11 protein-coding genes are annotated in these 12715 nt (G+C 34.7%); 1 reads left to right on the top strand and 10 read right to left on the bottom strand.

The window, feature by feature from the left end; translation table 11 throughout:
- Nucleotides 1-19 precede the first annotated feature (19 nt).
- Nucleotides 20-1495 (top strand): NAD(P)H-hydrate dehydratase, encoded by a 1476-nt coding sequence (locus I6F48_RS10710; protein WP_197119388.1) that lies wholly within the window; start codon nucleotides 20-22, stop codon nucleotides 1493-1495.
- A 13-nt stretch (nucleotides 1496-1508) separates the two neighbouring features.
- Here the strand turns inward: I6F48_RS10710 and I6F48_RS10705 are convergent, their stop codons facing one another.
- The 10 genes from I6F48_RS10705 to I6F48_RS10660 form a co-directional block, all read right to left on the bottom strand.
- Nucleotides 1509-1946 (bottom strand): hypothetical protein, encoded by a 438-nt coding sequence (locus I6F48_RS10705; RefSeq protein WP_007580023.1) that lies wholly within the window; start codon nucleotides 1944-1946, stop codon nucleotides 1509-1511.
- A 6-nt stretch (nucleotides 1947-1952) separates the two neighbouring features.
- A complete protein-coding gene (locus I6F48_RS10700) occupies nucleotides 1953-2402 on the bottom strand; it encodes a VOC family protein (protein WP_197119387.1) in 450 nt (149 codons plus the stop codon).
- Between the two features lie 200 nt (nucleotides 2403-2602).
- On the bottom strand, nucleotides 2603-3016 hold the full coding sequence (rnk, locus tag I6F48_RS10695) for a nucleoside diphosphate kinase regulator (protein ID WP_010555031.1): 414 nt from the start codon (nucleotides 3014-3016) through the stop codon (nucleotides 2603-2605).
- Between the two features lie 363 nt (nucleotides 3017-3379).
- Nucleotides 3380-3634: a hypothetical protein gene (locus I6F48_RS10690; protein WP_197119386.1), complete on the bottom strand. Its 255-nt coding sequence runs from the start codon at nucleotides 3632-3634 to the stop codon at nucleotides 3380-3382.
- 137 nt (nucleotides 3635-3771) lie between these two features.
- On the bottom strand, nucleotides 3772-4158 hold the full coding sequence (locus I6F48_RS10685; RefSeq protein ID WP_197119385.1) for a hypothetical protein: 387 nt from the start codon (nucleotides 4156-4158) through the stop codon (nucleotides 3772-3774).
- 162 nt (nucleotides 4159-4320) lie between these two features.
- A complete protein-coding gene (locus I6F48_RS10680; protein WP_197119384.1) occupies nucleotides 4321-7203 on the bottom strand; it encodes a type I restriction endonuclease subunit R in 2883 nt (960 codons plus the stop codon).
- Between the two features lie 2 nt (nucleotides 7204-7205).
- Nucleotides 7206-8951 (bottom strand): FRG domain-containing protein, encoded by a 1746-nt coding sequence (locus I6F48_RS10675; RefSeq protein WP_197119383.1) that lies wholly within the window; start codon nucleotides 8949-8951, stop codon nucleotides 7206-7208.
- Complete coding sequence (locus tag I6F48_RS10670) at nucleotides 8951-10171, bottom strand: restriction endonuclease subunit S (protein WP_197119382.1); 1221 nt, start codon at nucleotides 10169-10171, stop codon at nucleotides 8951-8953. Before I6F48_RS10670 ends, I6F48_RS10675 begins: the two co-directional genes overlap by 1 nt.
- A gap of 12 nt (nucleotides 10172-10183) precedes the next feature.
- Nucleotides 10184-11764 (bottom strand): type I restriction-modification system subunit M, encoded by a 1581-nt coding sequence (locus tag I6F48_RS10665; protein ID WP_197119381.1) that lies wholly within the window; start codon nucleotides 11762-11764, stop codon nucleotides 10184-10186.
- A 270-nt stretch (nucleotides 11765-12034) separates the two neighbouring features.
- Nucleotides 12035-12583, bottom strand: a complete 549-nt coding sequence (locus tag I6F48_RS10660) for a recombinase family protein (protein WP_197119380.1) — start codon at nucleotides 12581-12583, stop codon at nucleotides 12035-12037.
- Nucleotides 12584-12715 lie beyond the last annotated feature (132 nt).

The following is a 12715-nucleotide window of genomic DNA, read 5'->3' as shown; positions in this document are numbered from 1 at the left end:
ACCTAGTAAAGGAGCTTTTATGCTCAATAAAACTTTATTTACCGCACAACAAGTAAGAGACAATGAAGCTTTAGCGGCTAAAAATAGTCATTGTGATTTATTTACCCTAATGCAGCGTGCAGGCGAGGCTGTATATAAGCAATGGCAGTTATTTGATGCACAGCATACATTAGTTATTGTTGGCCATGGTAACAACGCTGGAGACGGTTACATTGTAGCTAGGCTTATTATGCAATCAGGTAAAGAGGTAACAGTATGCGCAGCTGAGCCTAATAAAGTATTAACCGGTGATGCAGCAAAAGCGCAGCAGTTATGGATTGAAGCGGGTGGGGTGGTTTCTCATTTTACAAAAGACACTCTTAATAGGTGCGATATCGTTATTGATGCGCTCCTTGGTACTGGCCTTAAAAACGCAGTGCGCGATAATTTTGCGAATATAATAAAAGCTGTAAATAACAGTGATAAGCCCGTAATAAGCATTGATATACCGTCAGGTATTGAGGCGAATACAGGGCAGCCTTTAGGATGTGCAGTACAAGCGACTTCAACCGTTACTTTTGTGGGCATTAAGCAAGGGCTCGCAACGACGGCAGGTAAACAATATAGCGGTAAGTTAGTATTTGATGATTTAGCAATTGGCGATGCGTTTACTTGTATCGCTCAATCTTCAGGAACCCTTGTTAATATCAATAGCTTTAAAGGAATAGCCACGCGGGCAATCAATAGTCACAAAGGAAGCCACGGTAAACTTTTATGTGTTGGTGGCAATCAAGGTACTGCAGGTGCAATTAGGTTAAGTAGTGAAGCAGCTCTTAGAACGGGTGCTGGCATGGTAAGAGTGTATACACACGAAAGCTCAATAACGCCTATTAGTATTGGCAGACCAGAACTTATGGTAAGCAGTAATAACTTACATCAAGCGCTAGAGTGGGCAAGCTGCGTTGTTATTGGCCCAGGGCTTGGGCAAGACGAGTGGGCACAACAAACATTCGATGAAGTAATGCAATATTGCCAAAACAATAAAATGCCATTGGTTATAGATGCAGATGCCCTTAATTTACTGGCTAAGAAAGCTTCATCATACACGTTAGAGCAATGCGTACTTACTCCACATCCCGGCGAAGCTTCGCGACTGCTAAGTGTTAGCACCAGCGACATAGAATCAGACCGCTTTAATTATGCCCGCCTTTGCGCTAAACGCTATAACGCGACTTGTGTATTAAAAGGCGCAGGAACATTAATAGATAATGCCCAGCACACGTGGGTATGTGAAGATGGCAACCCGGCATTGGCCGTTGGCGGCAGTGGCGATGTACTTACTGGTATTATTGGTGCATTGCTTGCCCAAGGTTTAACTATTGATGAAGCAGCACGTTATGGTGTAACACTGCATGCTAAAGCCGGTGATATTGCAAGTGAGCGAGACGGGCAAAGGGGAATGCTACCCAGTGATTTATTCGCAATTGTAAGAGAGTTAGTTAATAAAGTGACGTGAGTTTAAGCGTCACTCAACTATCAGTGTTCGGCTTTAAATTGTGGAACGTTATTGCACCCACTAAAAAGCATACACCTACATAAAGCCAAACACTGCTCGCTATAATATTCCACGTATCGGCTCGTATTAATGCAGGGATAATTATTAAGCTTCGTATGATACACAAGGTTGCAATAGCAATTAAAGCGGTTCTAGTAAGTACTATGTTACGCACTAAGCCAATTGCTGATAAGGCAAATGCAGTACAGGCAAACATGAGTCCAGCTATTGCAATACTACCTAAAGGCGCAAGGAATGTACCTTGCTGTGATGATTCTATTATTTGTATTGGGGCGCGAGCAAATATAAACCAACTAGTGCCACCCCATATACAAAGTAAATGCCATACAGCCGCTGCAGATGCAATAACTCCTGCGCTTAATAAAAATTTTGCTTTTATATTTAACAGCATTTTATCTCACTGATTATTAAGCTGTAATAAATCCCATTTTGTACCATACAAGTCTTCAAAAACCGCTACGGTGCCATAGGGTTCTACTCTAGGCTCTCCGTTAAATATAACGCCTTTAAAAAGCATTAAATTATAATCTCGCCAAAAGTCATCAGTATACAAAAATAAAAACACGCGACCACCCGTTTGATTACCAATAGCGCTAATCTGTTCAGGTGTTGTGGCTTTAGCAAGCAGTAGATTAGTCCTGCTCGAATTAGTCCCATTTGAACAAGTTCCGTTTGAACTAGCCCCGTTTGAATTTGGAGGTGAAATTAACACCCAGCGTTTACCCTCTCCTAAATCAGTATCCTCCACTAACTCAAAGTTAAGCTTTTGAGTATAAAACTCAATGGCATCGTCGTAGTCCTTAACAACTAATGCAATGCTGCCGATATGCTGTTGAACGTTAGTCATGTTTAGCTCACTCCGTACTATTAAATAAATGTGCTTTTTATCATATTAGTAAATGATTACGCAGGGTATATGCCCCCAATATGTAACTTAGTTATAGGTATAAATTAAACAGTATCAATCTGCTTTATAATAAAAAGCAAAACCCAGCTGAGGCTGGGTTTACTTTAAATCGATTTTTTAGTACTAAGTGCATAAAGTGTTTATCTGTGTAATTCACCAGCACGTTCTGGTTGATAGGTTACTTCTTTTATTTTTACCTTTATTAAGCCGCCACTCGGTTTAGGCCACTCAATTTCGTCGCCTTGGTTTAGCCCAAGTAATGCGCTACCAACGGGTGATAATATCGATATTTTATCGCCGCTAGAGTCACTGTTCTTTGGGTACACCAAGGTTAACGTAAATTCTTCTTTAGAAGACTCAACAATAAAGTTTACAGTTGAGTTCATCGTTACAACTGACGATGGCATATCTTTAGGTTCGACTATTGTTGCTCGTGCCAGTTCAGCTTCCAATTCTTCTTTGTTAGCAAAGCTACCTGCAGGCAATGATTCCATTAAGTCATACAATCTATCTGCATCGAGTGATGAGATGATTAGTTCAGGTTTTTTATTCATCTTAATATCCTTAATAATTTTTAATAAATAAAATTAACTCTGAGTATGGCTTGGCATGCATTTAAGAAGCAAAGGGATACGCGAAGTCATTTTATTAATTAGCCACACCTGTGGCTTTTACTTTATTTGTGCCCAATAGCTAAAAACCCAGCCGAAGCTGGGTTTTTATTTGAGCTAGGTGTTTAGGGGATGATTACATCATTCCGCCCATTGATTGCTAACGTATTGTTTTAATTTAAAATAAATAACTTTAAATTTAAAGTACCCTGCTTTACACCCTTATCAAACTTATGCTAGATGGACTTCAAAATTTTCACTATACAGCTCCAGTTTACAGTATCTATCCTGAGTCAGTTCACAAACTTATCTTTTAGTACATGGTTTCACAGCGACTATAAAATGCCAAGTAAACGTTAAAAATAGAATATGAAAAATCAAAGTTACAAACTCCACCCCTTCTTTTAAAAGCTTACCATATGGAAGTATTCCTTTAGCAAACAAGTTTGCTTGATACATAAAATAATTTATATATATATTAGCTGGCTCATATATTTCATAAAGCAAATTGCTTTCATATCCTAAAACCGCAAAATAATATAAAAATGCTATACCTAGCATGAAAAAGAATGGTTTAGGTACACTTGAGCCAAAATACGATTCTTTCTGCTGAAAAAAGCTTTTTAGATTTAAGCTCTTCTTTGTACTTTTTCATTTCAAAAGCGAAGAACTTACTAGCTTCGATTTGATTACCTATTTTATCGAATGTGTTTGATTATGCGATAGGTTTCACGATTGGTATTCTTGGGGTCAACATAAGCGTTTAAAAAGTTTACAGGTTCTTTTAAATTAGTGTGCTCAAAGTCAAGACCATTATGTAACTTAGCTTTTCTAAAATTGGTAAAGTTAATAAACATGACATATTCAAATTCTATCTTATCTTTGGTTTCATCACCTTTAATACCAAATTCATATTTTTCAAAACCTGTAAAATCATCAAAAATACATCTAGATACTCTGAACAAATGAAATTTACTTTCATACGCATCAAATAGTTTTTCAAAATTACAATTCGATAACTCAAGCTTATCTTTAAACTCAGAACCTATGATTGAATACTTATTAGCTGATAAATCATTTAACAAAAATCGCCCTTCAAAAGTACAGTTTTTCAATATTTAGGTTCTTTACAGACTGTTTAAACTCTTTTGTATTAACAAAAACTAGACTTCCCACGTTTCATTAGACAGATTGTAATTCACCCTGAATATAAAAATAGCCCAAGGTTAAAATTCATTTCTTAATTTTTATGTAGACATACCATTAATAAATGTTTCTACAAATCCCAAAACCTTTTCAGTAACACGATCTGCCATTGTTTTTCGCTCTTTTAAATTAGGTCTTTTATTCATTATTGCAATAATATCATCTCGCAGAGGCTTCTTCTCAGTAAACATATAGTTGCCAATAACGTCCTGTAACTTTTCAGTATCTAAGTTTTCCTCATGACTTAATCTATCTAAAGCTAAAATGCTTTCTTTATTCCAAAAAGTTTCAAACTCATCGGCAATGTTATCTGAGTCAGATATTTCAAGTAAATTCTCTTTAATAAAACGTTCTATTAATTCCCGTTTGCTTCGCATCTCTGCATCACCAGCAACCATTTCAATAATCGCTTTTTTCTGCTTCGTTTGTTCTTCACCGTCAGAATCTTTAAGTTTGGCTAGTAACTTTAAAATATAAGCGACATTAATTTCATCTCTATGAATCAACTCCAACTCAAAATCAATGTCATTTAAAATCGATACTTTTTCTTTTTGAACGTGGTTTTTTACCTTGTCATACAGATCTAAATATTTACTTCTATAATCAGCAAAACTTTGATCATCCATCGATAAGTTTGCAGAATCAAATTCAGTAAATGTTGTTAATACGGTTCTTAAGCGCATCAGCTCTCTAAACGCTTTGATGAATTCCAACTCTTCTTTTTCACTCGGCAAGTCATTTACGCTATTAACGGTTGGCGCTATTTGAAGTAAAGCAATAAATGCCTGATTGAATTGGCTTACATAGTCTTCGTAAGGCTTTATTATTATTTCATCTTTAGCATTAATATTTGAAAATAATGAAATAGCCTCATCGGTAGCATCTTTAAGGTTTCTGAAGCAAACTATATTACCTTGCGACTTTAATTCGTTTAATATTCTGTTTGTTCTTGAATAAGCTTGAATTAAACCATGATGCTTTAAGTTTTTATCTACATAAAGTGTATTAAGGCTTTTGCTGTCAAAGCCCGTTAAAAACATATTCACCACCAGCAAAACATCTATTTGCTTATGCTTTACTCGTTTGGCTATATCATTGTAATAATTATAAAAACTCTGGCTGTCTTTGGTGGTGTAATTAGTACTAAATTGTTTATTGTAATGGCCAATAAACTCTTCAAGATGCTCTCTTGAATGCTGGTATTTATTATTGTCCTTATTGTTATATTGAGCATTAGGCTCAGCAATCAGATTCAAGTCTACTTCGTCAAACTCGCTTGAGGTAAAACCTACAGCATCTTTATCTTCTTCATTAGCTTGATATGAAAAAATAGTTGCCACGCGTAAGTTATGTTTACCTTCGGCTTCTTTCTGATGAAATAATTGGTAATATTCGATTAAGACATCAACACTTGAAACAGCAAAAATACTGGTGAATTCTCTGCTATGAGTTTTACGGTTATGATGATTAATAATATAGTCGGTTATATTATTTAATCGCTGTGGTGCATTCATAACCTCAGCTTCATCAATAGCCTCTACATTAATATCAACAATATCCTCTTTTTTCTTAAAGGTACTGATATATTCAATCGAAAATTTTAAAACGTTTTCATCTCTAATTGCGTCGGTAATGACATATTTATGCAATGGTTTCTCACCACCAAATAGCATTGACGTTGTGCGCTTACCATATTCATTTTTTGCGGCATTTTTTTCAAAAATAGGCGTGCCCGTAAAACCAATCATTTGGCATTGGTTAAAAAAGCTTTTTATCTCTTCATGAGTTTTACCAAATTGGCTACGGTGACATTCATCAAAAATATAAACAATGCGTTTATTTTTTAATGCGGTCATGCGCTCTAAATAACGCTTTTTACTAATCGCTGTATTTAGTTTTTGAATGGTAGTAACAATTAATTTATTGTCACCTACCATTTGCTCTACCAAAGCGTTTGTATTGTTTGTTCCATCAATACTGCCTTTGCTAAAGCTATTGAATTCTTTTGTCGTTTGATAATCTAAATCTTTACGGTCAACTACAAAAATCACTTTGTCTACCTTAGGTAAATTAGTGAGTATTTGAGCCGCTTTGAATGACGTTAACGTTTTACCAGAGCCTGTCGTATGCCAAACATAACCAAAGTTAAGGCCTTTTTGTACCCGTTCAATAATGGCTTCAACTGCAAAAAATTGATAAGGGCGGAGTACCATTAATATTCTTTGTGATTCATTTAGTACCACATACTTGGTGATCATTTTAGATATATGGCAAGGCTCTAAAAAACTATCAGTAAACGTTGAAAGCTGAGTGTTGAGTTTATTATTTACATCTGTCCAATAAAACGTTTGCTTAAACGAACGAGCTTTTATTGAGCTGTTTGCATAGTACTTTGTATTGACACCATTACTTATAACAAAAATTTGAATAAACTGAAATAGCCCCTGACCCGCACCATAAGAATGTCGTTCATAGCGATTTATTTGATTAAAGGCTTCTTTTAACTCTAACCCCCTGCGCTTTAATTCTATTTGCACTAACGGTAAACCGTTCACTAACAAAGTAACGTCGTAACGATTTTTATATGAGCCGTCCATGCTCACTTGCTGTGTTACTTGAAATTGATTTTGGCACCAATGTATTTGATTGATTAATTCAACTGTTTTAGCTTCGCCTTTATCGTTAGTGTAAGGAACGCGGTCACGTAATATTTTAGCCCGTTCAAAAATATTGCCTTTGTTAATAAAGTTAAGTATTTGCTTAAAGTCATTCTCTGAAAGAGACGTTTTATTATGAGTCTCTAACTGTGCCTTTAAATTAATCAATAAGTCCTTTTCATCTTTAATAACAACATTCAAATAACCCAATTCTTGTAATTGAGTGATTAAGTTATTTTCTAAAACCTGCTCAAATTGAGTTGTCATAACTATTCTTTACTAATTATTTTAGCTAATGTAATAATTTTATCCGTTAATGAACCTATCACTTCCGCTCTGTTTTTTAGTGGTGGTTTATTATGCATAATTTTAATCACTTCATCTCTAAACGGCTTCTTCTCAGTAAAAAGAAAATCTTCGACTATTTTATTCAAGCCCTGTTCTTCAACTTGGTAAAAATCAGAAAATGAACTTAACTGTTCTGTTCGAGCTTTGTTTTTAATAGCAACAAAATCAAAGCTTTCTTCTTTTGTCTGCTTTTTAACTGCTTTCTCTGAAGCTGATTGTTTTGTTATTACAGGCTTAGCCACTTCTTCTTTTTTATCTGCTACTACATTATTAACTAGCTCAGTAATTGAAACTGACTTTTTATCGTGTAAATATTTATTACTAATATAGTTACTCATATGCGTTAGATCTGGATAAACCGCGCCACCATGGATGTTTAGCGACTCCAACTGCTCTAATAATATTTTCTTTGTTTCAAAATCTATAACAATCGCCATTTTAGGTAACTGATGAAGCTCTTCCTTTACCTGCTTCCCCTTACCGACAAAAATGAAGTCACCACTTTGGTTATTTATACGCTGGTTTTTAGCTATGCCTTTAATAAACCAAATCTTCGATAAGAAATTATCAGTATTAGGAGTGTTTTCATTACTATTGTGGTTAAACAGGGCTGGTAAATTATTCGCTAGTCTGTCATCTTCAAAGTTTAAAAAATCCGCTTTATTTGATGGTGAAAAAGTAAAAATAACACCATCATTATCTTTGCACTCAAAATTGTTACAGGCAAAAAATATCGCGACTAATGGATTGCGTGTTATATCTAATAAGCGTGTAGGCATACCGAAGTGCTGCATGGTAATAAGACGTTCGTATATGGTGCTATCATTCTGAAACGCATCAGGTTTTAGAGATAGTATCTCGTAATACATTTCTGCTTCATATGCTAAATACTTCGGTTGTCGAGTCATACTAGAATCTAGACCCCAAGCTGAGTTTGCCTGCCCTCGATATAACTTACCCGTTTCTTCTTTACCCATGACTTCTAGCAGCTCTCTTAGCTCTTCTTTCTCACCACCACCTTCTCTTGAAAAAACAAAATGAATTTTTGACTCTTCTTTTTTTAAAATATATAACCGCTCAATTTTTTTCACCAAAACTGAATTATCATTGTCCGCTAAATCACTAAGTTTCTTTTCTAATTCTTGTCCTTGGCTGGTGATATTATAATTAATATAATTTTCTTTAAGAACAGCGTGTATAGGCTTGGTGTGTTCACTACATAAGTAGGAAATATAGGTAATTATAAAATTTTGTTCCTGTAGCTCTTTTGCCTCCGATAAACCTTCATCATCTTTGAGCTCATCGATGAGCTGCCATAATATGAATTCTTTTATATATTCATATTTTTCCATTTGGCCTGACTTATCCTTTTCAGGAAAAAGTTTAGCAATATTCTTAATGCTAAGGTCATTTCGATGAGAGTTTTTATTGATGCTAAATTGAATTTCACTATTACCAAAATAACTATTACCTAAGGCATTAATTTTATCTTTCTGCTTTACGTCAAGATCATAATGACGAAATGATAAACCGCCTGCATTTATAAAAAACTCAACCGACCAATAATAGTATTTACGCGCTTCTCCTGACGTCGCAAATAAGTCATTAATATACAGTTTAAAATGGCTATCGATTTCTTCTTGTATTTCCCTATATAATTTAATCATTATACGAACATATTCCTTAACAACCCTTGTTTAAAGGTAAGTGAACTATCAATTTGTTGACTAATATTTTCAATAGATTTATCTATTAATTTGAGAAAGTCAGCTATTTTTTTTTGCTCTATTAATGAGTCCGGAATCAATATATTTAAATTTCGGATATCTTGACCACTTACTGCAGAGAAAGTACTACCCTGTTCAAGGCTTCCCCATTTGGGCTCAAACCATATTAAAAATTGATAAAGGAATTCTAAATCTGAAAAAGCATTATTTGTAATAGAACAAATACCTCTACCAATACAAGCTTTGTGTATTGATTTAGCTACTGCCCCTACGGGAGCTCTCACTGTCAGAAGTATATCGGCAATGTCGCATGTTTTAGTAGGTCTATCTGTCCACTGCCTTGGTCTGGAAAGCCTATTTACTATATCTGCATTTCCTTGAATTAAAGGCAAGCCTATCTGTTCTAAATTATATGACTTTGAACTTGGAGATTGGCCCATTTTTATCTCTGAAACTTCTTTTAAGGTCTTATTTCTCCATATTGGAAAGCAGTTACCATTTTTATCTTTAAACCGTATAGTTTGTGAGAAGAGTTTTTTCATTAAGCCTTTTTTATTTTTAATTAATTCTTCTTTTTTTGTTTGCAATAACTTAATACGTTTATCAACAGTAGAGAGGAATGCTGATATTTTAATTTGTTCGTTTATATTAGTTGTAAAAATTCTGACACTACTTAGTGTACCTTGACCAACATTAAACCGAGTACTCCCACCGCTTTTAGCAGTAATTTCTTTTCTTGCATTTGTTGTTTTTAAAAGAGCATTCATAAAAAGAGGATCGTACTCTTCTTTAGCTTTTCCTCTTATTACAAAACCACCAAACGTCGCAGACTTGTTTTTGTCTAAATATACATTTGCTTGGCCTACTTCATCCCTTGTTTCAGAGCTACGTTGAAACAAAATATCACCATATTCGACGATGTTTTTATTAAAAACATCTAAACTAACATTCACTGAGCCAATAATGTCGTCATGAGTTATGAAGTCGTTATTAATGATATCTAGCACATTAATAAATTTATAGCCTGTCCCATAGGCTTCTTTTCCTGCATTAATACCATTTTTAAATGTTAAAAAGTCAGATAGTGATTTTTCAACCCAGCTACCTTCAAATTCAGGAAACCTTAGAATAGGTAAAATGTCTTGATTATTTTTAGTCATCTTATTAGTCCTCTAAAATGGCGTAGGAATATTTAACGCTTTACAGAAAACAACAATTTCATCATTCGTAATAGCTAAGTCTTTATCTAATTGTTTTAACTTACGTGACATTTCATCTAAATCAATGTCATCTTCTTCTTCAAAAGTATCAACATACCTTGGAATGTTGAGGTTATAGTCGTTTTCAGCTATTTCATCTAATGTAGCAACATAAGAATATTTTTCACGAGTTTCGCGATTAGTGTATGTGGTTATTATATTTTCAACATCACTGTCGCGTAACTCATTTTGATTACCATTTTTAATAAAGTTATCGCTACCACTAGCGTCAATAAAAATGACATTATCATCAACCTTACGACATTTTTTAAACACCAAAATACAAGTAGGAATTGAGGTGCCATAAAAAATATTAGCGGGTAAACCGATAACGGCATCTAAATAATTGAGTTCTTTGATCAAATATTTTCGGATAACACCTTCAGCAGCACCACGAAATAAAACACCGTGCGGTAGTACGGTTGCCATTGTACCGTTGTCAGCTAGGTGGTGAATCATATGGGTAACAAAAGCAAAGTCAGCTTTAGTTTTTGGTGCTAGTTTACCATATTGACTAAAACGCTCGTCGGTACTGTTTAATGGGTTTTGATCGCTTTTCCAGTGAGCTGAAAATGGTGGATTAGCGACAACTGCTTCGAAGCGTTTTTCTAAATGCTGTGGGTTTTCTAAAGTGTCTTCTTGTTGAATGTTGAAATTAGCAAAATGAACGTCATGTAAAATCATATTCATTCGAGCTAAATTATAAGTTGTACGGTTAAGCTCTTGTCCATAAAATTCGCTAACATCTGTTACTTTGTTAAATTCTCTTGCTACGCGTAATAGCAATGAGCCTGAACCGCAAGTTGGATCGTAAACTGATTTTAATTTGGTTTTTCCTACGGTCACTATTTTAGCGAGTATTTTTGATACTTGTTGGGGCGTGTAAAATTCGCCAGCTGATTTACCTGCGCCTGCAGCAAATTTTGCAATAAGGTATTCGTAAGCATCTCCCAATACATCTGCTTCAATATCATCAAGTTGGAAATCTATTTTATCAAGGTGAGTAAGAATATTTACTATCACCTCGTTTCTTGCTCCAACCGTTCTACCTATTTTTGTAGAAGATAAATCTAAGTCTTCAAATAGAGCATTAAAGTCATCTTCAGACTCTGTTCCCATAGTACTTTGCTCTATGTGGTTCATTACATTTTGCAAATCTTCAATGATATAGTTGCTTTGGGTTTCAGTATCTGCTTTGCCCTTTCGAGCAACTTGCGAGAATAACTCTTGAGGTTTTAAAAAATAGCCAAGTGTTAATAAAGACTCTTCTTCTATAGCTGATAAAGTTTCCAGATCTTCAACGCCTTCATAGTCTGTAATGTCTTCGCCTTCTAATAAACCATTGGCGTAAATATATTGTTTTTCACTGAGATATTTATAGAAAATAAAACCCAGAATGTAATCTCGGTAGTCATCAGCACTTATCTTCCCTCGGAGTAAATTAGCAATGCCCCATAATTGAGTTTCTAATAGTTTTCTTTGCTCTTCTGACATTTATTTTTCCATTATAATCGTTAATATTGAGTGATTTTTTATCTGAAATGAAAAGCTGAACTTGAGTTTTCAAAAAAAGAGTTCAGAGTATGTAAGAATATATTGTTATATTGATGATGAACATCTCTAAAAAATAAATAGTTTGTTAAAAATTGAGATTTAGCAAACTATTTGGGTGAAGGTCGCCTATTTAATTCACGCATTAACTAAGAATGCGAAAAATCAAAATTAGCAGTAAAGATTCGTGCTTTGTTTTAGGCTGGGGTCGAACTAGTTAGAAAGAGCTTTGTAAACAGTAGTACGAGAGCAGTTGAGCTGTTTAGCTATTTGAGATTTATTAATACCTGTATTCGCAAGTGCACAGATACTTTCATTTAGTTCAATATTGACAGGTTTACCTTTATATTTCCCTTTCAGCTTAGCTATAGCTATACCTTCACGTTGACGTTCAAGCATCATAGAGCGCTCAAATTGATAGATACCACCTAACATTGTCAGCATTAGTTGCTGCATTGGGTTATCTTCGCCAGTGAACGTTAGTGATTCCTTGTGAAATATAAGCTTTACGCCTTTATCAGTTAACTCTTTAACAAGTGTAAGAAGATTTTCGGTATTACGTGCCATTCGACTGATATCGTGCACATGAACAGTATCATCCTTTCTAACAAATTTTATAAGCTCCTTTAGAGCAGGTCGGTTTGTATCTTTACCGCTACATTTATCGGTGAACGTTTCATCTAGTGGGGTTTCATTTAATTGTCGTTCGGTGTTTTGTTCTATTGTCGAAACACGAATATACCCGATTTGTTTGCCACTCATATTTATTCCTTGGAAAGTGTTCACTTTAAGTCTTAGATGTTACAACAATATACGTACACTTAATCTAAATCAACTTAAAATGAACACAATTGCCATTAATGATGAATGTACACTTTGACTATGCCTAAAATG

This window comes from Pseudoalteromonas sp. SWYJ118, from assembly GCF_015864505.1.
Taxonomy (GTDB): domain Bacteria; phylum Pseudomonadota; class Gammaproteobacteria; order Enterobacterales; family Alteromonadaceae; genus Pseudoalteromonas; species Pseudoalteromonas arctica.
The sequence above is the reverse complement of the archived record's forward strand: the minus strand, read 5'-3'. Positions and strand labels throughout refer to the sequence as shown.

What these genes read in the sequence shown, in the direction of transcription:
- I6F48_RS10710 (WP_197119388.1), top strand. Translation starts at nt 20, where the DNA reads ATGCTCAATAAAACTTTATTTACCGCACAACAAGTAAGAGACAATGAA.
- I6F48_RS10705 (WP_007580023.1), bottom strand. Translation starts at nt 1,946, where the DNA reads ATGCTGTTAAATATAAAAGCAAAATTTTTATTAAGCGCAGGAGTTATT.
- I6F48_RS10700 (WP_197119387.1), bottom strand. Translation starts at nt 2,402, where the DNA reads ATGACTAACGTTCAACAGCATATCGGCAGCATTGCATTAGTTGTTAAG.
- rnk (WP_010555031.1), bottom strand. Translation starts at nt 3,016, where the DNA reads ATGAATAAAAAACCTGAACTAATCATCTCATCACTCGATGCAGATAGA.
- I6F48_RS10690 (WP_197119386.1), bottom strand. Translation starts at nt 3,634, where the DNA reads ATGCTAGGTATAGCATTTTTATATTATTTTGCGGTTTTAGGATATGAA.
- I6F48_RS10680 (WP_197119384.1), bottom strand. Translation starts at nt 7,203, where the DNA reads ATGACAACTCAATTTGAGCAGGTTTTAGAAAATAACTTAATCACTCAA.
- I6F48_RS10675 (WP_197119383.1), bottom strand. Translation starts at nt 8,951, where the DNA reads ATGATTAAATTATATAGGGAAATACAAGAAGAAATCGATAGCCATTTT.
- I6F48_RS10670 (WP_197119382.1), bottom strand. Translation starts at nt 10,171, where the DNA reads ATGACTAAAAATAATCAAGACATTTTACCTATTCTAAGGTTTCCTGAA.
- I6F48_RS10665 (WP_197119381.1), bottom strand. Translation starts at nt 11,764, where the DNA reads ATGTCAGAAGAGCAAAGAAAACTATTAGAAACTCAATTATGGGGCATT.
- I6F48_RS10660 (WP_197119380.1), bottom strand. Translation starts at nt 12,583, where the DNA reads ATGAGTGGCAAACAAATCGGGTATATTCGTGTTTCGACAATAGAACAA.